The organism is Bradyrhizobium sp. CCBAU 25338 (assembly GCF_028128965.1).
Lineage (GTDB): Bacteria > Pseudomonadota > Alphaproteobacteria > Rhizobiales > Xanthobacteraceae > Bradyrhizobium > Bradyrhizobium liaoningense.
Window position 1 is genome coordinate 155,049 of record NZ_LFKY01000033.1, and the last position, 22,247, is coordinate 177,295.

Annotated in this window: 15 protein-coding genes; 3 read left to right on the top strand and 12 right to left on the bottom strand. The window is 65.2% G+C overall.

Translation table 11 applies throughout. From position 1 onward, the window contains the following. The first annotated feature begins 204 nt into the window (after positions 1 to 204). Positions 205 to 1,239 carry a cysteine synthase A gene (locus tag ACM42_RS13775; RefSeq protein ID WP_271528423.1) on the top strand — a complete coding sequence of 345 codons (1,035 nt, stop codon included), beginning with the start codon at positions 205 to 207 and terminating at the stop codon, positions 1,237 to 1,239. 61 nt (positions 1,240 to 1,300) lie between these two features. Here the strand turns inward: ACM42_RS13775 and ACM42_RS13780 are convergent, their stop codons facing one another. The 7 genes from ACM42_RS13780 to ACM42_RS13810 form a co-directional block, all read right to left on the bottom strand. Further along, on the bottom strand, positions 1,301 to 3,544 hold the full coding sequence (locus ACM42_RS13780) for an O-linked N-acetylglucosamine transferase family protein (RefSeq protein WP_271528424.1): 2,244 nt from the start codon (positions 3,542 to 3,544) through the stop codon (positions 1,301 to 1,303). Between the two features lie 106 nt (positions 3,545 to 3,650). Then, positions 3,651 to 5,894, bottom strand: coding sequence for an O-linked N-acetylglucosamine transferase, SPINDLY family protein (locus tag ACM42_RS13785; protein ID WP_271528425.1), 2,244 nt, complete (start codon positions 5,892 to 5,894; stop codon positions 3,651 to 3,653). 123 nt (positions 5,895 to 6,017) lie between these two features. Beyond that, the gene (locus ACM42_RS13790) at positions 6,018 to 8,258 is read right to left on the bottom strand and encodes an O-linked N-acetylglucosamine transferase family protein (RefSeq protein ID WP_271528426.1); all 2,241 of its coding nucleotides are present in this window, start codon (positions 8,256 to 8,258) and stop codon (positions 6,018 to 6,020) included. Positions 8,259 to 8,359: 101 nt separating this feature from the next. Beyond that, positions 8,360 to 9,097, bottom strand: a complete 738-nt coding sequence (locus tag ACM42_RS13795) for an amino acid ABC transporter ATP-binding protein (protein ID WP_271528427.1) — start codon at positions 9,095 to 9,097, stop codon at positions 8,360 to 8,362. A gap of 11 nt (positions 9,098 to 9,108) precedes the next feature. Beyond that, positions 9,109 to 10,629: an amino acid ABC transporter permease gene (locus ACM42_RS13800; protein WP_271528428.1), complete on the bottom strand. Its 1,521-nt coding sequence runs from the start codon at positions 10,627 to 10,629 to the stop codon at positions 9,109 to 9,111. Beyond that, positions 10,626 to 11,831, bottom strand: coding sequence for an amino acid ABC transporter permease (locus tag ACM42_RS13805; protein ID WP_271528429.1), 1,206 nt, complete (start codon positions 11,829 to 11,831; stop codon positions 10,626 to 10,628). The genes ACM42_RS13800 and ACM42_RS13805 overlap by 4 nt, the downstream gene beginning before the upstream one ends. 24 nt (positions 11,832 to 11,855) lie before the next feature. After that, a complete protein-coding gene (locus tag ACM42_RS13810; RefSeq protein ID WP_271528430.1) occupies positions 11,856 to 12,872 on the bottom strand; it encodes an amino acid ABC transporter substrate-binding protein in 1,017 nt (338 codons plus the stop codon). 395 nt (positions 12,873 to 13,267) lie between these two features. Between ACM42_RS13810 and metC the strand changes: the two genes are divergently transcribed. Together metC and ACM42_RS13820 are read left to right on the top strand one after the other, a co-directional pair. After that, the gene (metC, locus tag ACM42_RS13815; RefSeq protein ID WP_271528431.1) at positions 13,268 to 14,452 is read left to right on the top strand and encodes a cystathionine beta-lyase; all 1,185 of its coding nucleotides are present in this window, start codon (positions 13,268 to 13,270) and stop codon (positions 14,450 to 14,452) included. A 178-nt stretch (positions 14,453 to 14,630) separates the two neighbouring features. Beyond that, complete coding sequence (locus ACM42_RS13820; protein ID WP_271528432.1) at positions 14,631 to 16,322, top strand: Na/Pi cotransporter family protein; 1,692 nt, start codon at positions 14,631 to 14,633, stop codon at positions 16,320 to 16,322. A gap of 2 nt (positions 16,323 to 16,324) precedes the next feature. On the opposite strand, the gene ACM42_RS13825 is transcribed toward ACM42_RS13820, so the two are convergent. The 5 genes from ACM42_RS13825 to pbpC form a co-directional block, all read right to left on the bottom strand. Next, positions 16,325 to 16,663, bottom strand: a complete 339-nt coding sequence (locus ACM42_RS13825) for a lipid-A-disaccharide synthase N-terminal domain-containing protein (protein WP_271528433.1) — start codon at positions 16,661 to 16,663, stop codon at positions 16,325 to 16,327. Next, positions 16,660 to 17,394, bottom strand: coding sequence for a glycosyltransferase family 2 protein (locus ACM42_RS13830; RefSeq protein ID WP_271528434.1), 735 nt, complete (start codon positions 17,392 to 17,394; stop codon positions 16,660 to 16,662). Before ACM42_RS13830 ends, ACM42_RS13825 begins: the two co-directional genes overlap by 4 nt. A 65-nt stretch (positions 17,395 to 17,459) precedes the next feature. Then, positions 17,460 to 18,305 (bottom strand): phosphatase PAP2 family protein, encoded by an 846-nt coding sequence (locus ACM42_RS13835; protein WP_271528435.1) that lies wholly within the window; start codon positions 18,303 to 18,305, stop codon positions 17,460 to 17,462. A gap of 1 nt (position 18,306) precedes the next feature. Then, on the bottom strand, positions 18,307 to 20,049 hold the full coding sequence (locus ACM42_RS13840; protein WP_271528436.1) for an ArnT family glycosyltransferase: 1,743 nt from the start codon (positions 20,047 to 20,049) through the stop codon (positions 18,307 to 18,309). 50 nt (positions 20,050 to 20,099) lie between these two features. After that, a complete protein-coding gene (gene pbpC / locus ACM42_RS13845) occupies positions 20,100 to 22,208 on the bottom strand; it encodes a penicillin-binding protein 1C (RefSeq protein WP_442868927.1) in 2,109 nt (702 codons plus the stop codon). Positions 22,209 to 22,247 lie beyond the last annotated feature (39 nt).

The window sequence follows — 22,247 nt, forward strand, 5'->3', positions numbered from 1 at the left end:
CCCGACGGCATTCAGTGATTTCCTCCTACCGATATCCCGCCTCATGGCCGAGCGCATCATCGCCGGCCTCGCCACTCGGAATATCACTGTTCGGGCGGGCGTTTCGGTCCGGTTCGCCGCAGCGCAAAAGCCTTCCCCTTTGGCCTCCCAAGCACTAGGTTCTGGCCAAAGCTGATCAACCCCTTGCCAGTGATTTCCCCCGACATGACCATTCGTAACGACGTTGTCGAAGCCATCGGCAACACCCCGCTGATCAAGCTGAAGCGCGCCTCGGAACTGACCGGATGCACCATTCTCGGCAAGGCCGAGTTCATGAATCCGGGCCAGTCGGTCAAGGACCGCGCCGGCAAATGGATGATCCTGGAGGCTGAGAAGCGCGGCGAGCTCAAGCCCGGGGGTCTCGTGGTGGAAGCGACCGCCGGCAATACCGGCATCGGGCTCGCGGTCGTGGCGAGCGCGCGCGGCTACCGCACCCTGATCGTGATCCCGGAGACGCAGAGCCAGGAAAAGAAGGACTTTCTGAAGCTGTGCGGCGCCGAGCTGATCGAGGTGCCCGCCCTGCCCTATGCCAATCCCAACAACTACCAGCATGTCGGCCGGCGGCTGGCCGACGAGCTGCGCAAGACCGAGCCGAACGGCGTACTGTTTGCCGATCAGTGGAACAACCTCGACAATGCCAAGGCGCACTACGAATCCACCGGCCCCGAGATCTGGGAGCAGACCGGCGGCAAGGTCGACGGCTTCGTCTGCTCGGTCGGCAGCGGCGGCACGCTGGCCGGCGTCAGCCGTTATCTGAAAGAGAAGAGCAAGAGCATCCGCATCGCCTGCGCCGATCCGCACGGCGCCGGCATGTACGAATATTTCAGGACCGGTGAGGCCAAGGCGACGCCCGGCGGCTCGATCACCGAAGGCATCGGCCTTAACCGCGCCACTGCGATCGTCGAGACAGCCAAGGTCGACGATACCCATCTCATTCCCGATGCCGAAGCCGTCAGCGCGATCTACGAGCTGCTGCAGCACGAAGGCTTGTGCCTCGGCGGCTCGACCGGCATCAACGTGGTCGGCGCGATCCGCCTTGCCAACCAGCTCGGGCCCGGCAAGACGATCGTCACCGTGCTGTGCGATTCCGGCAGCCGCTATCTGTCGAAGCTGTTCAACGCGGACTTCATGCGGGCCAAGAACCTGCCGGTGCCGGAGTGGCTGGAGAAGCGCAGCAACATCAAGCCGCCCTTCGTGTGATCGTCGCAGGAAGGCGCACGTCGGCGACGCGCGCCCACAAAGCGTCCCCGGTTCGGTCCATTTACGCCACGTCGCCGCGTTCCGAGGCTGCGGCACAATAGTCGCGCCAGAACTGGCGATAACCCGCCTCGACCTTGCGCGTGTAGATCTCGACGTTGCCGGCAGGCGAAGCTGCGATCCGGGCCGGCAGTTCCGCGCGCAGCTTCGCCAGATGGGCGGGCTGCGCTGCATATTTGCACGCGATCGCTGCATAGCCTTCATCGTCCTCGGCGACCCAGTCCTCCAGACCGACGGCTGAAAGGATCGACCCGCCGGCGCGCGACGAGGCGCCATTTCCGAGCTTGGCGACGACGGGAACGCCGGCATAGAGCGATTCCCAGGTGCTGATGCCGCCGTTTTGCGGGAAGGTATCCAGCGAAATGTCGACATCCGCAAAGGCCCGCAGATGCTCGGCGCGCGGGGTCGAGCCCATGCAGACGACGTTGTCCTCGGCGACCCCCTCTGCCACGAACCGCGCAACCAGGCTGTCGCGCAGCAACGGGTCGTCAAGCAGGGTATGCTTGATGATGATCTTCGATCCGGTTACCGCGCGCATCAGCTTCGACCACGCCCGGATGGCCTCGTCCGAGATTTTGTAGATGCGGTTGAACACGCCGAAGGTCACATAGCCGTTGCGGAGCATGGGCAGCTCCGACGGAGGCACGTCCAGGATGGGATCGATCGTGATCAGGCACGGCAGATCATGGACTTTTTCCGCCAGCAGATGGCGCGCCGATTGCGGAATGAAGATGGGGTCCGCGAGCACGTAGCCCATGGTCTGAAGGCCGGTCCCGGTGGCATGTCCGAAACCCGTGACCTGAATGGGGGCCGGCTTGCGGGCGAAGACAGGAAGCCTGTTGCCCGACGAATGCCCGGATACGTCGATCAGGATGTCGACCTTGTCGGCCTGGATACGATCGGCCAGTTCGTCGTCCGATAGCTGCCAGGCGTCGACCCAGATGTCCGCATAGGAGTTGAATTCGGCGGTCATCTCATCTCGTCGCGGCGAGCACGAATAGCAGACGATCTCGAACCTGGCGTGATCGTGATGGCGCAGCACCGGCAGCAGGGCGAACGCCGCCGAGTGGTACCAGAACTCGGCCGCGACGTATCCGACCACGATCCGCTTGTCCGGATCGAGCTCCCGCGCTGCCGGCGTCCTTCGCGGCAATTTGGCGCCGATCGCGTCCCACCAATATTTGCGCGCGGCCTGCTGGACCGCGAAATCGGCATCGGAGAGAAAGTCCAGGAAGAAAATCTTGCGCGCGATCAGGTCCGCATTGTCCGGCGCGATCGCCAGCGCGGCGTCGAGATGCGCGATGGTGGATGCGATCTCTCCCTGGTTTGCGAAACAGGCGCTCAGCAGCGTCATCGCGATCGCTGAGCGCGGATTTTCCGCAAGCAGGATCTTGACGGCCGCAATCGCCTCGGCCGTGTTTCCCAACTGGATGCTGACTTGCGCCTTGCCCTGCAGGGCGACCTCGAGCCTGGGCGAAAGCGCAAGCGCGGCGTCATAATCCGCAGCCGCCTGCTCCAGCCGCGACAGCTCGAAATGGAGCCGGCCGCGGTGCGCCAGGGTCTTCGCCGAGCCCGGCCGGATCGCGAGCGCCGCTGCGAGCGCGGCTTCCGCCTCGTCATATTGCTTGAGGTCGATACAGACCACGCCTTTGCCGACGAGCGCTTCCGCATGACGCGGCTGAAACACCAGAGCGCGCTCGAAACTCTGTTTGGCGCGATCAAACTGGCGCAGCGCCAGCTCCGCCAGGCCGCGATTGCAGAGTGCATCGGCCGAGTCCGGCTTCAGCCTGATCGCGCGATCGTACTGTTCGATGGCCTGGTCTGGGAGATTCAAGTGAAGCAGCGTATTGCCGAGATTGGCCAGCGCGAGCGGAAAATTCGGCTTCAGCGCGATCGCCTTCTCGTGGCACCGGCGCGCATCCTCGAAGTTCCTGAGATCGAAATGCACGGCTCCGAGATGGCTGTGGGCCTCGTGCGAACGCGGATCGAGCGCGATCGCGCGCTCGAGCAGCCGCTGCGCCTCTTCCAGGCGCCGGCCGTTTTGCGCGCACAGACCGAGCAAATGGGTGGCGTCGAAATGATCGGGAACAGCTTGCAGGATCTGACGGCACAGCGCCTCGGTCTCCGCATATCGGCCCTGGCCATAGGCGCTCGCCGCGGCGGCGATGACGGCGTCCGCCTGCTTCTTCAATTTCTTCTGCAATCGCGCGTTCTGGAATGCGCGCGCACCGGCGCCGCTGCTCTGCAAAGGATTGTCTCCGGAGGATCGCCCGGAAAGAGTCTAGCCGATTCGCAGGCCGGGCCGGCGGGTTACTGGACCAGCATCGCCTCCGGGACTTTGCGGTCTCCAGCGCCTACGCCACCTCGCCGCGTTCCGAGGCTGCGGCACAATAGTTGCGCCAGAACTGGCGATAACCCGCCTCGACCTTCCGCGTGTAGATCTCGACATTGCCCGCGGGCGAAGCTGCGATCCGCGCCGGCAGTTCCGCGCGCAGTTTCGCCAGAAGGGCGGGCTGCGCCGCATATTTGTACGCGATCGCGGCATAGCCTTCGTCGTCCTCGGCGACCCAGTCATCGAGACCGACCGCAGCCACGATCGAGCCGCCGGCGCGCGACGAGGCGCCGTTGCCGAGCTTGGCCACGACCGGAACGCCAGCATAGAGCGATTCCCAGGTGCTGATGCCGCCATTTTGCGGGAACGTATCGAGCGAGATGTCGACCTTCGCGAAGGCCAGCAGATGCTCGTGGCGCGAGGTCGAGCCCATGCAGGTGATATTCTCTGCGTCGATGCCGTGCGCCACGAACCGTGCGGCCAGGCTGTCGCGCAGCAAGGGATCGTCAAGCAGCCCGTGCTTGATGATGATCTTCGATCCGGGAACCGCGCGCATCACCTTCGACCACACCCGGATGGCTTCGTCCGAGATCTTGTAGATGCGGTTGAAGACGCCGAAGGTCACATAGCCGTTGCGGAGCATGGGCAGCTCCGACGTCGGCACGTCCAGCACGGGCTCGATCGTGATCAGGCATGGCAGATCGTGAACCTTCTCGGCCAGCAGATGGCGCGCCGATTGCGGAATGAAGACCGGATCGGCGAGCACGTAGTCCATGGTCTGAAGGCCGGTCCCGGTGGCATGTCCGAAACCCGTGACCTGGATGGGCGCGGGTTTCCTGGCGAAGACATGGAGCCTGTTGCCGGTCGTGTGGCCTGATACGTCGATCAGCACATCGACCTTGTCGGCCTGGATCCGATTGGCCAGTTCGTCGTCCGAGAGCTGCCCGGCGTCGACCCAGACGTCCGCCAAAGGCTTGAAGCGTTCGGTCATCTCGTCCGGCAACGGAAAGCACGAATAGCAGATGATCTCGAACCTGGCGTGATCATGATGGCGCAACACCGGCAATAAAGTGAGCGCGGCCGAGTGGTTCCTGAACTCGGACGCGACATATCCGACCACGATCCGCTTGTCCGGATCGAGCTTGCGCGGCGCCAGCGTCCTTCGCGGCAAGTTGGCGCCGACCGCATCCCACCAGGATTTTCGCGCCGCCTGCTGGACCGCGAAACCGGCCTCGGAAAGATAGTCCAGCAAGAAGATCTTGCGCTCGATGGCGTCCGCATAATCCGGCCGGAGCTCCAGCGCCTTGTCGAGATGCTCGAGCGCCGTCGCGATGTCTCCCTGGCTCGCATAACACGACGCCAGCAGCGCCATGCCGATCTCGGAGCGTGGATTTTCCTCGAGCAGGGTCTTCACGGCCGCAATCGCCTGCGCCGTGTTCCCCAGGAGAATGTTGACTTGTGCCTTCCCGCGCAGCGCCAGCTCGAGCGTGGGCGATTGCGCCAGCGCGGCATCGAAGTCCGCGGCGGCCTGCGGCAGCCGCGACAGATCGAAGTTGAGCCGTCCGCGCTGGGCCAGCATCCTCGCCGAATTGGGCTTGATCGCCAGTCCCGCCGCGAGCGCGGCTTCGGCCTCGTCGAAGTGCCGGAGCTCGACGCTCAGCATCCCCTTGCCGGCGATCGCTTCGGCGTGACGCGGCTGAAACAACAGGGCGCGGTCGAAACTCTCCCTGGCGCGGTCGAACTGGCCCATCATCAGTTCGGCCATGCCCCGATTGCAGAACGCATCGGCATAGTCCGGCTTCAGCTTGATGGCGCGATCGTGCAGTTCGATGGCCTGCTCGGCGAGCTTCATGTGCAGCAGGGTATTGCCGAGGTTGGTCAGCGCGAGCGGGAAGTTCGGCTTCAGCGCGATCGCCCTCTCCTGGCACCTGCGCGCATCCTCGAGTTTTTTGAGGTCGAAGTACACGGTCGCGAGGTTGCTGTGGGCTTCGTGCGAACGCGGATCGAGCGCAATCGCACGCTCGAGCAGCTGTTGCGCCTCCGCCAGGCGACGGCCGTCATGGGCGCACAGGCCGAGCAAATGCGTGGCATCGAAATGATCCGGAAGTGCCTTCAGGATCTCGCGGCAAAGTGCCTCGGTCTCCGCATATCGGCCCTGGCCATAGGCGCTCGCTGCGGCGGAGATGACGGCATCCGCCTGCTTCATCAGTTTCTTCTGCAATCGCGCGTTCTGGAATGCGCGGGCGCCGGCGCCGCTGCTCTGCAAGGTTGCTCTCCGAAGGATGGCCGCCCGGAGAGTCTAGCTGATTCGTCGTCAAGGCCGCCCGGTCGGCTGGAACGGCGAGGCCCCCGGGGTTTCCCGGTGCTCTGCGCAAGATCTGGCCGCGGCCTACGCTACGTCCCCGCCTTCCGGGGCCGCGGCGCAATAGTCGCGCCAGAACTGGCGATACCCCGCCTCGACCTTACGCGTGTAGGTCTCGACATTGCCGGCAGGCGAAGCCGCGATCCGGGCCGGCAATTCTGCGCGCAGCTTGGCCAGATAAGCCGGCTGCGCCGCATATTTGCACGCGAGTGCGGCATAGCCTTCGTCATCCTCGGCGACCCAGTCGCCAAGACCGACGGCCGCGACGATCGACCCGCCGGCGCGCGACGAGGCGCCGCTGCCGAGCTTGGCGACGACCGGAACGCCGGCATAGAGCGATTCCCAGGTGCTGATGCCGCCGTTTTGCGGGAAGGTATCCAGCGAAATGTCGACATCCGCAAAGGCCCGCAGATGCTCGGCGCGCGGGGTCGAGCCCATGCAGACGACGTTGTCGTCGGCGATACCCTGTTCGACGAACCGCGCAACCAGGCGGTCGCGCAGCATGGGATCGTCCAGCAGTCCGTTCTTGATGACGATCTTCGATCCGGTTACCTCGCGCATCACCTTCGACCACACACCGATGGCCTCGTCCGAGATCTTGAAGATGCGGTTGAACACGCCGAAGGTCACATGGCCGTTGCGGAGCATGGGAAGCTCCGAAGGCTGCGCATCCAGGATGGGATCGATCGTGATCAGGCAGGGCAGATCGTGAACCTTCTCAGCCAGCAGATGGCGCGCGGATGGCGGAATGAAGACCGGATCCGCGAGCACGTAGTCCATGGTCCGAAGGCCGGTCCCCGTCGCATGCCCGAAGCCCGTGACCTGGATCGGGGCCGGCTTGCGGGCGAAGACATGGAGCCGGCTGCCGGTCGTATGTCCTGATACGTCGATCAGAATATCGATCCCATCGGCCTGGATACGATCGGCCAGTTCGTCGTCCGAAAGCTGCGCGGCATCGACCCAGACGTCCGCCAAAGGCTTGAACTGTTCGGTCATCTCATCCTGCGACGGCCAGCAGGAATAGCAGACGATCTTGAACCTGGCGTGATCATGATAGCGCAGCACCGGCAACAGCGAATACGCTGCCGAGTGGCGCCTGAATTCGGACGCGACATACCCGATGACGATCCGCCTGTCCGGATCGAGCTCCCGTGGCGCGAGCGTCCTTCTCGGCAACTTGGCGCCGATCGCCTCCCACCAGTATTTTCGGGCCGCCTGCTGGGCTACGAAATCGGCCTGCGGCAGATAATCCAGCACGAAAATCTTGTATCCGATCGCCTCCGGAAAGTCCGGCGCGATCTCCAGCGCCGCATCGAGATGCGCGAGCGCCGTCGCGATGTCTCCCTGGTTCACATGGCAAGCCGCAAGTAGCGCCAATCCCATCTCCGACCGCGGATTGACCTCGAGCAGCGTCTTGACGCCCGCCATCGCCCGCGCCGTGTTCCCCACGAGGATGTCGATTTGCGCCCTCCAGCACAGCGCGAGCTCGAGCCGTGGCGATTGCGTTAGCGCCGCATCGAGGTCCGCTGCCGCCTGCTCCAGCCGGGACCGGCTCAAATTGAGCCGTCCGCGCTGCAGCAGAATCCTGGGTGACCCTGGCTTGATCGCGAGCGCTGCGTCGAAGGCGGCGGCAGCCTCGTTGAAGTGCCTGAGCTCGAGATTCACCATGCCCATGCCGGCGATTGCCTCGGCATGACGCGGCTGAAGCGACAGGGCGCGATCGAAGCTCTCTTTGGCCCGCTCGAACTTGCCGGTCATCAGCTCCGCCATGCCGCGGTTGCAAAATGCATCGGCATAGTCCGGCTTCAGCCTGATCGCGCGGTCGTGCAGCCCGATCGCCTCTTCGCCGAGACCGATGTGCAGCAGCGTATTGCCGAGATTGGTCAGGGTGATCGGACAATTCGGCTTCAGCGCAATGGCCTTCTCCTGGCATGCGCGGGCGGCCTGAAATTTCTGGAGATCGAAGTACACGGCCCCGAGATTGCCATGGGCGTCGGGCGAACGCGGGTCGAGCGCAATCGCGCGCTCGAGCAGGAATTCCGCCTCATCGAGCCGGCCACCGTCGAACGCGCGCAGGCCGAGCAGATGCGTGGCGTGGAAATGATCCGGAACCTCTTTCAAGATCTCGCGGCACAGCGTCTCGGCCTCGGCAAGTCTGCCCTGCCCGAGTGCCTCGACCGCGAAGGACATGACGGCGTCCGCCTGCTTCCTCAACTTCTTCTGCAATCGCGCGTTCTGGTATGCGCGCGCGCCGAGACTGCTCTGCAAGGTTTCTCTCCGGAGGATGGTCCGAAAAGAGACGAGCTGATTCGCATGGTGCCAAGCTTGCGGCGGCGGTCAGACCGGCGAGGCCACCGGGTTGCGGGGGCTCACCGCAGGATCTGGCTCAGGAACAGTTTGGTGCGGGCATGCCGTGGGGCGGCGAAGAATTCTCTCGGCGTGTTGGCCTCGATGATCTGGCCGGCGTCCATGAACACGACACGGTTGGCCACTTCCCGGGCAAAGCCCATCTCGTGGGTGACGACCAGCATGGTCATGCCCTCCTCGGCGAGGTCGACCATGGTGTCGAGAACCTCCTTGACCATCTCGGGATCGAGCGCCGAGGTCGGCTCGTCGAACAGCATCACCTTCGGGTTCATGGTCAGCGCGCGGGCGATCGCGACGCGCTGCTGCTGGCCGCCGGACATCTGACCCGGAAACTTGTTCGCCTGGTGCGGGATCTTGACCCGCTCCAGGAATTTCATCGCGGTCGCCTCGGCCTCCTTCTTGGGGATGTTGCGGACCCAGATCGGCGCCAGCGTGCAATTGTCGAGCACGGTCAGGTGCGGGAACAGGTTGAAGCTCTGGAACACCATGCCGACCTCGCGGCGCACGGCATCGACATGCTTGAGGTTGGGGCCGAGCTCGATGCCGTCGACGACGATCTCGCCCTCCTGGAATTCCTCCAGCGCATTGATGCAGCGGATCAAGGTCGACTTGCCGGAGCCCGAGGGCCCGCAGATCACGATGCGCTCGCCCTTCGCGACAGCCAGGTCGATGTCACGCAGCACGTGGAATTCGCCGTACCATTTGTTCAGGCCGGAAATCTTGACGATGGGGGCGGACATGGTGGCCTCGATCAGCTGCGGCGGTGGGCGTTGAGGCGACGCTCGACGAACAGCGAGTAGCGCGACATTCCAAAGCAGAAGATGAAATAGATGATCCCGGCGAAGGCGAAGCCGGTGAACGCGGTCGACGGCGTCGACCATTTCGGATCCGAGAACGAGGCGCGAAGCGAGCCCAGGAGGTCGAACAGTGCCACGATCGAGACCAGCGAGGTGTCCTTGAACAACGAGATGAAGCTGTTGACGAGGTTCGGAATGACGTGACGCAGCGCCTGCGGCAGCACGATCAGCGAGGTCGTTTTCCACCAGGACAGGCCGAGAGCGGCGGCGGCCTCGCCTTGCCCGCGCGGGATCGCAGCGAGCCCGCCGCGGACGTTCTCGGCCTGATAGGCGCCCGTGAACAGCGCGATGCCGATCAGCGCCCGGACCAGGCCGTCGACGGTGAAATTCCCGGGCAGGAACAGGGGCAGCATGTAGGTGGCGAAGAACAGCACGGTGATCAGCGGCACACCGCGCCAGAACTCGATGAAGGCGATCGAGAAGATCCGGATCAAGGGAATGGTGGAACGGCGGCCGAGCGCCAGCGCGATGCCGATCGGCAGCGAGGTGACGATGCCGGTGACGGAGACCACCAATGTCACCAGGAGGCCGCCCCATAGATTGGTCGTCACGATCGGCAATCCGCCGCGATCCAGGCCCATCAGCTTGATGACGATCGCGATGGCAATGAAGGTGGCGATGCTGGATGCCAGAGCCCGCCCGCCGGTGCGAATGCCGCCAGCAAGAAAGAACGCGATCAGGCTGACAATCGCGGCCGTGATGCCGAAATCAGCCCAGACCGGCTGCCCGATCACCTGGACGTAATCGCGCAGCCAGGTGAGCGGAAAGATCAGCCAGGAGATCGCCGTGCCGACCAGCACGATGAGGCTGCCGACAACCCACAGCAACGGTGCGATGGCGGACGTCTTGCTGAGACTGAGGAGCGCCTGCCCGGCACCGATGATACTCTCGTCGAACAGTTGGAGCAGGCCGGCCGTCCAGCTCAGGCCGAAGCCCTTGATACCGCCGCCGTGCAGCAGGAAGAATGCGACCACCGGAAAGGCAACGAAGAACAGGCCCGCGTTCAGGCCCTTCGCCGGCAGCCGCGGAACGAGCAGCGGAAGCAGCAGCACGACCGCGAGCAACATCGTGAGGTCGACCCGCCAGCGCTCCGCCTCGGGATAGAAGCCGTAGATCAGTTGCGGGAGTTTCGCCTGGATGTAGGGCCAGCAGGCGCCGACCACAAAGCCGGCGTTCTCGGTGAGGCAGGCGGTGCGGTCCTGGCCGCTCCAGACCGCATCGACCATCAGGAACCTGACGGAAGGAACGATGGTGAACCAGAGCAGCAAGGCGCCCACGATCGTGAGCAGGATGTTGGTCGGCGAGTTAAACAGGCGCGTACGCACCAGGCCGATGAAGCCCGTGGTCTTGACCGGCGCGGGCCGCTCGGCGAGCAGGTCCTGGCGGACGAAGCTGCTTGAGGTGATATCGGTCATGCGCCGAGACTCCGGCTGACGCGCCAACCGTAGACGCTCATGACGGCGCTGGTGAGCAGCGAGATCAGGAGATAGACGCCCATCGTCATCGCGATGATCTCGATCGCCTGCCCGGTCTGGCTCAGCGACGTGCCGGCGAACACCGACACCAGGTCGGGATAGCCGATCGCGACCGCCAGCGACGAGTTCTTGGTGAGATTGAGGTACTGGTTGGTCAGCGGCGGCACGATGACGCGCATGGCCTGCGGTATGACGACCAGGCGTAGCGTGGCGCCGCGGCTGAGACCGAGCGAGGATCCCGCCTCCATCTGCCCCTTGTGAACGGACAGGATGCCGGCGCGCACGATCTCGGCGATGAAGGCGGCGGTATAGGTCGACAGCGCCACCGTCAGCGCCACGAATTCCGGGATGATGCGCGAGCCACCCGCGAAGTTGAAGCCCTTGAGCTGCGGCAGCTCGAAGGTGAAGGGCAAGCCGAACACCAGCATGGTCGCGACCGGCAGCCCGAACAGCAGGCCCAGCACATAGGGCCAGATCCGGATCATGCGCCCTTCCCGGAACAGCGCGCGTCGCGCATGGAAGCGCAGGGCCAGTGACGCCACGATGCCGAACACCAGCATCGCCAGGAACGGCTCGAGGCCGCTCTCGCCGATCGGGCGCGGAATGACGAGACCACGATTGCTGATGAAGGCGACGCCGAGCAGGGAAATGCTCTGCCGGGGATTGGGCAATGCCGCGAGCACCGCGAGGTACCAGAACAGGATCTGGAACAGGAGCGGAAGGTTGCGGATGACCTCGACATAGAGCTCGCCGACGCGCGACAATAGCCAATTGGGCGACAGCCGGCACAGCGCGACGATGAAGCCGATCACGGTGGCGAAGACGATGCCCACCACCGAGACGACGAGCGTGTTCAGCAACCCGACCACGAACACGCGCAGGAACGTGTCCGAGCCGGTATAGGGGATCAGGGTCTGGTTGACGTCGAAGCCGGCATTGTTCCTGAGGAAGCCGAAGCCGGCGGCGATGTGCTGGTTCTCGAGGTTGGCGCGAGCATTGGAGACGATTTCATAGCCGATCCAGCCCAGGATCGCCGCGAAGGCAAACTGGACGGCAACGCCGTTCCAGCCTGCCTTGCCGCCCAGGATGCGCCGGATCTTCAGCGCAATCTGGGCCGGCGGTTTTCGGGCCTCGGTGCTCATGCCGTTGCCGGCCGATCGGGGTGATCAGCGGATGGGCGGCGCGTACTGAAGACCGCCCTTGTTCCAGAGATTGTTCAGACCACGATTGATGGCGAGCGGCGAGCCCGCGCCGACGTTGCGGTCGAACACCTCGCCGTAATTGCCGACCGCCTTCACGATCCGCACCACCCAATCCTTGGTCAGGCCGAGCTGTTCGCCGAAATTGCCGTCGCTGCCGAGCACGCGCTTCAGTTCCGGATTTTCCAGCTTCGCCTTCTCGTCGACGTTCTTCGAGGTGACGCCGAGCTCTTCAGCGGTGATCATCGCAAACAGCGTCCATTTCACGATGTCGAACCACTGGTCGTCGCCGTGGCGCACCATCGGACCGAGCGGTTCCTTCGAGATAATCTCGGGGAGCACCATGTGGTCGTTGGGACTGGCGAGCTTCAGACGATTGGCGTACAGGCCCGACTGGTCGGTGGTGAAGACGTCGCAACGGCCGGCTTCATAGGCCTTGACGGTCTCGTCGTTGGTGGCGAACGCGATCACCTCGTACTTCATGTTGTTGGCCTTGAAGTAGTCGGCGAGATTCTGCTCGGTGGTGGTGCCGGTCTGCACGCAGACCGATGCGCTGTTGAGTTCGAGCGCCGAATTCACCTTGAGGGACTTCTTCACCATGAAGCCCTGCCCGTCATAATAGGTCACGCCGGTGAAATTGGCGCCGAGCGAGGTATCGCGCGAGATGGTCCAGGTGGTGTTGCGCGAGAGCACGTCGATCTCGCCGGATTGCAGCGCCGTGAAGCGGTCCTTGGCAGACAGCGGCACGTACTTGACCTTGGTCGGATCGTTGAAGATCGCCCCCGCAATGGCGCGGCAGACGTCGACGTCGATGCCGGTCCAGTTGCCCTTGTCATCCGGAGAGGAGAAGCCAGGCAAGCCCTGACTGACGCCGCAGGACAGCATACCCCGGTCCTTGATGGTCTTGAGCGTTTGCGCATCGGCGGCTTCGGCAGAGAGGCCGGCGGCGAGAGCAAGGGTGAGAGCCAGGGTTACGCGTTTCATGGGCTTTGGGCCTTTCAAGGTCGTCTCAAGATCAGGAATGTCGTCTTTGGGGTCATCTCTGCCAGGGCTAATCGTACCAGGGCTAGCCTTGCAAGAGTCATGCTGGAACACCTTGCCGAACACCCGCCGATCCCGGGAGGCCATACCTTAATCCCCGCCGCAGGCGCCCGCCATTACGGCTGTGGCGCAAGGTCCGGTCAGACATTGGATCGAAGGTCGCGGCAGGCCCCTCAACATGCGGCGACTGAATAGCACCTGCGCATCACAGAACGACTGGCCAGCCGGGTCAAGGGGTTGACGAGACTCTTCTGTGTTCTGTTATTAACGACGACGGCCTTTCGGCCCACCCGCGGGCGCAACGCGCCCGGCGGAAACGCGATTTTGAAAGCAGACGCATGGATTCCTCGCACCCCCAGCAGCAGCACGCCGAGACCCGGCTGGTCACCTCCGGCCGCGACACCAAGGCGCAGAAGGGGTTCGTCAATCCGCCGGTGTTCCACGGCTCGACCGTGCTCTATCCGACCGCCGAAGACCTGCACGCCCATCGCGGCGAGTTCACGTATGGCCGCCACGGCACCCCGACGACCAAGGCGTTCCAGGACACGCTGATGGCGCTGGAGGGACCGCAATGCGCCGGCGTCGGCATCGTGCCGTCCGGGCTTTCGGCGATCTCCACCACCCTGCTCTCGGTACTGAAGACCGGCGACCATATTCTGGTCGTCGACAACGTCTACCGGCCTTCGCGCAATTTCTGCAACGGCATGCTGGCCCGCTATGGGGTCGAGACCACCTATTTCGATCCGCTGATCGGTGCGGGCATCGACAAGCTGTTCAAGCCCAACACGCGCGCAGTGCTGGTCGAGGCGCCGGGCTCGCAGTCGTTCGAGATGCCCGACATCCGCGCCATCGCCGCGGTCGCGCATGCCCGCGGCGCGCTCGTCATCGACGACAACACCTGGGCGACCCCGCTCTATCACCGCTCGCTCGAGCAGGGCGTCGACATCAGCATGCAGGCGGCCACCAAATATATCGGCGGCCATTCCGACATCATGTTCGGCACGATCTCTGCCAATGCCAAGGCTTGGCCGCAGATCAACGAGGGCATCCGCCTGCTCGGCGTCTGCGCCGGCCCCGACGACGTTTTCCTGGCGCTGCGCGGTCTGCGCACGCTGTCGGTGCGATTGGCGCAGCATCATCGCTCCGGGCTCGACATAGCGCGCTGGCTCGCCGCCAGACCCGAAGTCGCGCGCGTGCTGCATCCGGGGCTCGAAACCGATCCCGGCCATGCGATCTGGAAGCGCGACTTCACCGGTGCGTCAGGCCTGTTCAGCATCGTGCTGAAGCCGGCGCCGCAGAAGGCGGTCGACACCATGCTCGATACGCTGAAGCTGTTCGGCATGGGCTTCTCCTGGGGCGGCTTCGAGAGCCTCGTGATCCCCTTCGATTGCGATGCCTATCGCACCGCGACCAAGTGGGCGCCCGGCGGGCCGACGCTGCGTCTGCACATCGGGCTCGAGAACGTCGATGATCTCAAGGCCGATCTCGATCGCGGCTTCGCTGCCCTGAAAGCGGCAATCTGAGCCTGCTCGCGAGGCAACGCGCCTCGGGACACGGCAACCACGCTCCAGCGGACGTGCAATCGCGCGCCGCGGGAACGCGCCGCTGCCGCAAACGTTAACGCCGATGCGCCAACAAAGAGTTTGATCGGCTCCCGTTTGGCGCTAGCCTCGCCAATCGACTCCAATCCGGACACGGAGCATGGGAACGTTGGTTCTGCTCGATCTCATGGGCGGCGTTGCCCTGTTGCTGTGGGGCCTTCACATGGTCCACAGCGGCATTTTGCGCGCCTTCGGTCCCGACCTGCGGCGGCTGCTCGGCAAGGCGCTGAGCAATCGCGGCAGCGCCTTCGCCGCCGGCCTCGGACTCACCGCGTTGCTCCAGAGCAGCACGGCGACGGCGCTGATCACGAGCTCGTTCGCGGCCGAGGGCCTCGTCAGCCTCGCCGCTGCGCTCGCCATCATGTTGGGAGCCAATGTCGGCACGACGCTGATCGTGCAAGTGCTGTCGTTCAACATCGCAGCCGTTGCGCCGGTCCTGTTCGTGCTCGGACTCGTGGCCTTCCGCTCCGGCCCGCGCTCGCGGATCAAGGACATCGGCCGCGTCTGCATCGGCCTCGGCCTGATGCTGCTCTCGTTGCACATCCTGCTCGACACGCTGGCGCCGGCGGAGAACGCGCCCGGCGTCCGCGTCGTGATGTCCGCCATCACCGGCGACCCGGTCCTGTGCATCGTCATCGCCGCCCTCGTCACCTGGGCGGTGCATTCGAGCGTCGCCAGCGTGCTGCTGATCATGTCGCTGGCCTATTCGCAGTTCATTACGCCTGAAGCTGCCCTCGCACTGGTGCTCGGCGCCAATCTCGGCAGTGCCATCAATCCGTTGTTTGAAGGTGCAAGGCGCGACGATCCCGCGAGCTATCGCCTGCCGGTCGGCAATCTCGTCAACCGCGTGACCGGGATTGCCCTCGTCCTGCCCTTCCTGGGCGTGATCGCCGAGCACATGCACGCCTGGCAGCCCGATCTCGCCAAGATGACGGCGGCCTTCCACATCGCCTTCAACGTCGGCACGGCCGTCGTCTTCATCGGCCTGCTCGACACTATGTCGCGCCTGCTCACCCGCCTTTTGCCGGATCGCGTGCAGGAGGCCGACCCGGCCCGGCCGCGCTATCTCGACGAGACCGCGCTGGAGACACCGTCCCTGGCGCTCGCCGACGCCGCCCGCGAGACGTTGCGCATGGGCGATCTCGTCGAGGTGATGCTGCGCAAGGTGATGGCCGCGATGATGACCGGCGACCGTGCACTGGTCGACCAGGTCTCCAAGATGGACAATCTCGTCGACGGTCTCGACGAGGCCATCAAGCTCTACGTGACCAAGCTGATGCGGGGCAGCCTCGACGAGACCGAAGGACGCCGCGCGATGGAGATCATCTCCTTTGCCATCAACCTCGAGCACATCGGCGACATCATCGACAAGAGTCTGAGCGAGCTCGCCACCAAGAAGATCAAGCGGCGCTTCCAGTTCTCGGCGGAAGGGGCCGACGAGCTCGCCGCCTTCCACAAGCGCACGATGGACTCGCTGCGTATCGCGTTCGGCGTCTTCATGTCGGGCGACGCCAACGAGGCGCGCAAGCTGCTGGTGGAGAAGACCGCGCTGCGCAACACCGAGCTTGCCGCGGTCGAGCGCCATCTCGACCGCCTGCGCGAGGGCCGTCCCGAGACCATCGAGACCACCTCGCTGCATCTCGACGTGCTGCGCGACCTGCGCCGCATCCACTCGCACATCTGCTCGGTCGCCTATCCCGTACTCGACGCGGCCGGCGAGCCCTACCGCAGAACCGAGGCGGATGCAGCCACCCTGCCCGCGTCAGGCGCGGCATCGGTGCTGCCGCGATAGGATCAGCGATCCAGCGTCTTCGACGCGGTGCCGTGGTTCTTCCAGATCAGCATGATGTTGCGAAGATAGATGATGGTCGCGAACAGCTGGCCCATGATGATGACGGGCTCCCGCTTCACGATGCCGTAGATCAGGGTCATCACGCCGCCGCCCATCGAGCAGAACCAGAATGCCATCGGCACCACGCTGTTGCCGGCCCGCTCGCTCGCGATCCACTGCACCAGGAATCGCGCCGTGAAGAAGAGCTGCGCGACCAGGCCGAATGCGAGCCAGAAGTCGAACTTGGCGACGAAGACGTCGTAGAAGTAGTTGCTGACCGCCTGACCGTATTGAATGATCATGCGTTCACCTCAGTCACCTCAGGAGTCGGCTTCTTGCGGCGGATCAGCCACCACACGCCGGCGAGATCCATGATCCCGATCCACAGCCGGTCGAAGAAGCCGTAATTTGATACGCCGGAGTGGCGCGGCCGGTCGATCACGTCGACATAGGCGATCTCGTAGCCTTCCCGGCGCACCAGCGCCGGCAGGAAGCGATGCAGCCCGTCGAAATAAGGCAGCATCAGGAAGACGTCGCGCCGGAACGCCTTGAGTCCGCAGCCGGTGTCGCGCGTGCCGTCTTTCAGGATGGCATTGCGAACGCCGTTCGCCACGCGCGACTGGAACTTCTTGAAGCCGGTATCCTTGCGCCCGACCCGCTGGCCGGCGGCCAGCCCGACGCGCGCGCTTTTCTCGACCGCCGCGATCAGGTCCGGGAGGAAGGCGGGATTGTTCTGGCCATCGCCGTCGAGCGTCGCCACGATGTCCCCGCGCGCCGCACGCACACCACTGCGCACGGCCGCCGATTGGCCGCCAGACCGCGCATGGCGGAGCTGACGCAGATTGCTCCGCTGCTTCATGATGGCGGCAAGCCGCTCGCCGGTCGCATCGGTGGAGCCGTCGTTGATGTAGATGATCTCATAGGCCCAGCGGCCATCGAGCGCCGCGCCGATCTCCGCGATCAGCGGCGCAATGTTGTCGGCCTCGTTGCGCACGGGAACGACGATGGAGACCGAAGGCTGGGACGTCGACAAAGGAGGCTCGTGGTTGGATTTGGCCTGCGCCTTGGGGAACCGGCGGTCCCGGCAGGCAGCCGCTTTTATGGGGCGGATGCCCCGTGGGCAACCCCTTTGAGGCGGCCCCGGGCCGCTCCCGGAAGAGGCACGATGGTGCCGTCGGCGCGGATGGCAAAGCCGAGCCGCCGGGCCGCGAACCAGTAACGCACCGTCATGGCGCCGACCATTCCGACCAGGGCGCCGGCCACGACGTCGCTCGGGTGATGCGCGAGCAGCACCAGGCGCGTCAGCAGGATCACGATTGCGTAAGTGAACATGAAAACCCGCAGGCGCGGCCACAGCGCCGAGACCGCAAACGCCAGGGCGAACGCTGCCACTGCATGTCCCGACGGCAGGCTGGCATAGGCCCCCGTCCCCTCGAACGGCACGAAATTGAACGGATTGGCCTTGCCGCCCACGAACGGGCGGCCGCGGCCGATGAGAAATTTCAGGAACTCGGCGACAAGCGCCGACACGGCAACAGACAGAAATATGTATTGAAGCCGCGTGCCGAAGCCGAGCAGCAGTGCGCGGCGAGTCCCGTGCAGCCATGCTGCAACGAACGCCACAGCCACCAGCGCAGCCCCCAGCACGATCAGCAGATACTCGTCCTTGCCGAAATCGGTGAGGATGCGGATCGGCCACAGGCTTGGTGTGCCGCGCGGCGGCATCAGCTCGATCTCGGTCTGATCGAGCCCGACCATCAGCACGATGACCAGCGCCGCGCCCACTGCGCTGAGCCAGAGCGAGTGCCGCGCCAGCTTTCGGGCGGCCTCGGCCCGGCGCGAATGCGAGGGCGACCGCACGAGTTGCGCCAGCGCTCCCCAGGACACGGCGAGCAATTGTGCGGGATAGCCGGCACGCGGCGCAATGTCGGTCGGCGCCCTCATCCTATTCGGTGCCTTCCGAGCGGAAGATCGAGATCGAGATCGCGCGCCCTTGCGAGAAGTTGTAGCCGTCGATGCGCGCGCCGACCTTGTAGCGCAGCCCGATCGCCTCGGCGCGCTGCACGAAGCTGCGCTCCGAGCGCTGCTCGATCAGCGCGAAGCGGCAGCTGCCCTGCCGCAGGAAATCCGCCGCACCGGAGCCGTCGGTGAGCAGGGTCCGGGTGCCCACCAGGAAGACGAGGCTCGGCTCGTGATAACCGGCCGCAGCCGCCTTCGGTCCGACGCAGGTGACGTTGCGAAGCGCGCGCGCGATCTCGATGCTCGGAAACAGCGGCGTCAGTGAGGGCAGGACGATGCCGTAGACCGTCACCGCCAGCATCAGGGCAGCGACCAGCGCGTTGAGCAGCGAGCGCTCGGCACGATTGTTGTCGTAGAGCCACCAGGCGAACAGGCCGAAGATCAGCGAGGCCGCGATGAACGGCCAGGCCACGAAGGCCGGCTGCCGCGTCAGCATCACCGACCCGACGACCGCGATGATCGAGGCGGCTGCGGGGATCGCGAACCACCAGGCCGAACCGCGCATCAACCAGGAACGCGACAGCACGCGCCGCTCCACCGCGCCCGCGGTGAGGATCGCGATCGCCGGATAGAGCGGCAGCACGTAATGCGGCAGCTTGGTCAGCACGGCCTCGAACACGATCCAGGACGGGATCAGCCAGGCCAGCAGGAACTGCGCGCCGGGCTCGCGCCGCGCCCGCCACACCGCGGGCGCCGCCATCGCCGCAAGCGGTGCGCCCGGCCAGAACGTGATCCAGAACAATGCGAGGTACAGTCCGGGCGGCGCGCCATGAGATTCCTGGGCCCCCAACTTGCTCAGCATGTCGCCGCCGACGGAATCGGCGAAGAAGGCATCGCCCGCGCGCCAGAAGATCGCGAGGAACCAGGGTAGCACCAGCACCAGCATCCACATCAGACCCCAGAGCGGGCGCAGCTTCCACAGCCAGGAGGCATCGCGATCCTGGATCGCAAGCACGACGATGGTGAGACCTGCGAACATCAGGATCAGCGGGCCCTTGATCAGGACGCCGACAGCGAGCGCGGTCCAGAAGATCGCGGGCCAGCTCCAGGGCGGATGCGTCTCGTCCTCGGCGCGCTGCCAGGACAGATAGGCCCGCGCCATCGCGCCCATCGCGGCGACGACGCAGAGCAGCAGCATGGCATCGGTCTTCGCCAGCCGCGCCTCGACGCCCAGCAGCACGGACGCGCACATCATCAGCGCCGCCAGCACGGCTGCGCGCCGCGTGACGAAGCCGAGCGCGGCCCAATAGGTCATGAGCACGGCGCCGATCGCGCCCATCAGCGACGGCAGCCGGTAGACCCAGATGCGCAATTCGGCCTTCGGCAGCTTGAGCATCGACGCAGCTTCGACGGTCGCCGATTGCAACCAGTAGATGCCGACCGGCTTCTTGTAGCGGACGTCCTCCTGAAAGCGGATATCGACGTAGTCGCCGCTCTCGACCATCTGCTTGGTGGCCTGGGCGAACCGCGCTTCGTCGCGATCGATCGGCGGGATGGTGAAGAAGCCCGGCAGAAACAGCAGCAGCGCGCACAGCACCAGGAAGCCGACCGCGCGCGCATGGCTGGCCGTGACGATGTCGAGCATGCGCACGAGTCCACTGCCCGGATTTGCGGGTGATTTCGACTCGCGGGGTGCACCAAAACGGGGGCTTGGGTAGGTCTCGGCCATTGGTTCCGCTTACGCTGAAACCGCCATCGCCACAACCGCTTGAGGCAGGGTCATTGAATTCGAATGACGACTGTGTCCGCGGCGCCCGTGGCGTCGATCACGGTGACCCGGGCAAAGCCCGGTCCGGGCGGATCAATCAGCCGCTGGCGGCGGCCGTCGATCTCGCCGAGCGCGGTGCCGTTAACCATGATCGTCATGGGCAGCACACCGCCGGCGACTTTGACCGGCATGGCTGCGTTCTCCCGGCTGCCTGATCGATCGACATCGATCCGCGAACCGTTGAGCGGAAACTGAATGTGCAGCGCCTGCTCGCTCCCGGTGCGCACCAGCTCCCCGACCGGGCGGAACCGCTTCAGAGGCAGCGGCAGCTTGGCGTTGCCCGCCACCAGGGTTCCCTTGGGCGCCTTCGGCAACGGGGCGAGCGTCTTGCCGGTCCTGGCAAAGGCGTCGAACAGGATCGGCGCGGCAGCGACGCGCCCGATCAGGCCGGGAACCGGGGCGCCGTCGGGCCGGCCGACCCAGACGCCGATGGTCATACGGCCATCGAAGCCGACCGACCAGGCGTCGCGATAGCCGTAGGACGTCCCGGTCTTGAACGCGATCCGGTTGTGGGCAGCATTCTCCGGCGGCGGCGTTCCCAGCAGTACGTTGCCGACCTGCCAGGCCGCGACCTGATCCAGCAGCCGGAGCAGCTCGCGGTCGTCCTGTTCAGTCACGACCTCACGCAGCGGCTTGGTGGTGCCGAGACGGGCGAAACCCGCATAGAGCTGGGCGAGGTCCTGGAGCGTCACGCCCACCCCGCCGAGCCCCATGGCGAGCCCCGGCGTCTCGTCCTTGGGCAGAACCAGGTTGCCGCCAGCCTGCCGCAACCGCGAGGTCAGTCGGCTGGAGCCGACGCGGTCGAGCAGCACGATGGCCGGTACGTTCAGCGACAATTGCAGCGCCTTCCTCACCGGCACCGTGCCCTGGAAGGTCATGTCGAAATTCTCCGGCGCGTAGGAGCCGAAGCGGACCGGGCGGTCGTCGATCAGGCTGTCGGGGTGGACAAAGCCGTCCTCGAAGGCGAGCCCGTAGATGAAGGGTTTCAGCGTCGAACCCGGTGAGCGGACGGCGCGCGTCATGTCGACCTGCCCTGCCCGGCTCTCGTCGAAATAATCCGCCGAGCCGACACGCGCGAGCACGTCGCCGCTTTCGTTGTCGACGACAATGATCCCGACCGAGATGTTCGGCCCGAGCGCGATGGCGCGATCGCGCGCCAGCGGCTCCAGCACCTTCTGCAGGTTCGCGTCCAACGTGAGCTTGATGACCGGCGCGTCCTTGACCGTCGAAAGCGCGGTGTCCGAGGCATGCGGCGCCAGGATCGGCATCGGCTTGCGCAGCTTCGGCACGGGCACCGCCTTGGCCTGCCTGGCATCGTCTGCGCTGACCACATGCTCCTCGACCATGCGGTCGAGCACGCGGTCGCGCGCCTTGCGTGCCGCCTCCGGATGGCGGTCGAGACGGCGAGTTTCCGGCGATTGCGGCAACGCGACCAGCAGCGCGGCCTCCGCCAGCGACAGCCGCTTCGGCTCCTTGCCGAGATAGGCGATGGAGGCGGCGCGGATACCTTCGAGATTGCCGCCGTAAGGCGCGAGCGCGAGATAGAGATCGAGGATCTGCTCCTTGCTCAGCGTCCGCTCCAGCTCGATCGCGCGCACGATCTGCCGCAGCTTGGCGTGAAGCGAGCGCTGCCGCCGCGGCTCCATCAGTCGCGCAAGCTGCATGGTGATGGTCGAGCCGCCCGAGACGATGTGGCCGCGCGTTCCGAGCTGCAACGCCGCACGCCCTAGCGCCAGCGGGTCGAGGCCGTTGTGGGCGTAGAATCGCTGGTCCTCATAGGCGAACAGCAGTTTCAGGTACGTCGGATCGACGCTGGTCTTGGCGTCGACCGGCAGCCGCCAGCGCCCATCCGCCATGGCATAGGCACGCAGCAGCTTTCCATTGCGGTCGACGATGGTCGTGGAGACCTGGCGCGCTTCGTCGAGCGGAAGCGGGCCGAGGGAGTAGACCCAGGCGACGAATCCGACGATGGCGAGGATGAAGGCGAGTGCGAGGGCTGAGAGGGCACGAAGGCCCCTGCCCCGCACGCCGTCATGGCCGGGCTTGTCCCGGCCATCCACGTTCTTGCCAGCGGCGCCCAAGTCCGTGGATGCCCGGGA

What these genes read in the sequence shown, in the direction of transcription:
- ACM42_RS13840 (WP_271528436.1), bottom strand. Translation starts at nt 20,049, where the DNA reads ATGGCCGAGACCTACCCAAGCCCCCGTTTTGGTGCACCCCGCGAGTCG.
- ACM42_RS13810 (WP_271528430.1), bottom strand. Translation starts at nt 12,872, where the DNA reads ATGAAACGCGTAACCCTGGCTCTCACCCTTGCTCTCGCCGCCGGCCTC.
- ACM42_RS13805 (WP_271528429.1), bottom strand. Translation starts at nt 11,831, where the DNA reads ATGAGCACCGAGGCCCGAAAACCGCCGGCCCAGATTGCGCTGAAGATC.
- ACM42_RS13800 (WP_271528428.1), bottom strand. Translation starts at nt 10,629, where the DNA reads ATGACCGATATCACCTCAAGCAGCTTCGTCCGCCAGGACCTGCTCGCC.
- ACM42_RS13775 (WP_271528423.1), top strand. Translation starts at nt 205, where the DNA reads ATGACCATTCGTAACGACGTTGTCGAAGCCATCGGCAACACCCCGCTG.
- ACM42_RS13825 (WP_271528433.1), bottom strand. Translation starts at nt 16,663, where the DNA reads ATGATCATTCAATACGGTCAGGCGGTCAGCAACTACTTCTACGACGTC.
- ACM42_RS13795 (WP_271528427.1), bottom strand. Translation starts at nt 9,097, where the DNA reads ATGTCCGCCCCCATCGTCAAGATTTCCGGCCTGAACAAATGGTACGGC.
- ACM42_RS13820 (WP_271528432.1), top strand. Translation starts at nt 14,631, where the DNA reads ATGGGAACGTTGGTTCTGCTCGATCTCATGGGCGGCGTTGCCCTGTTG.
- metC (WP_271528431.1), top strand. Translation starts at nt 13,268, where the DNA reads ATGGATTCCTCGCACCCCCAGCAGCAGCACGCCGAGACCCGGCTGGTC.
- ACM42_RS13835 (WP_271528435.1), bottom strand. Translation starts at nt 18,305, where the DNA reads ATGAGGGCGCCGACCGACATTGCGCCGCGTGCCGGCTATCCCGCACAA.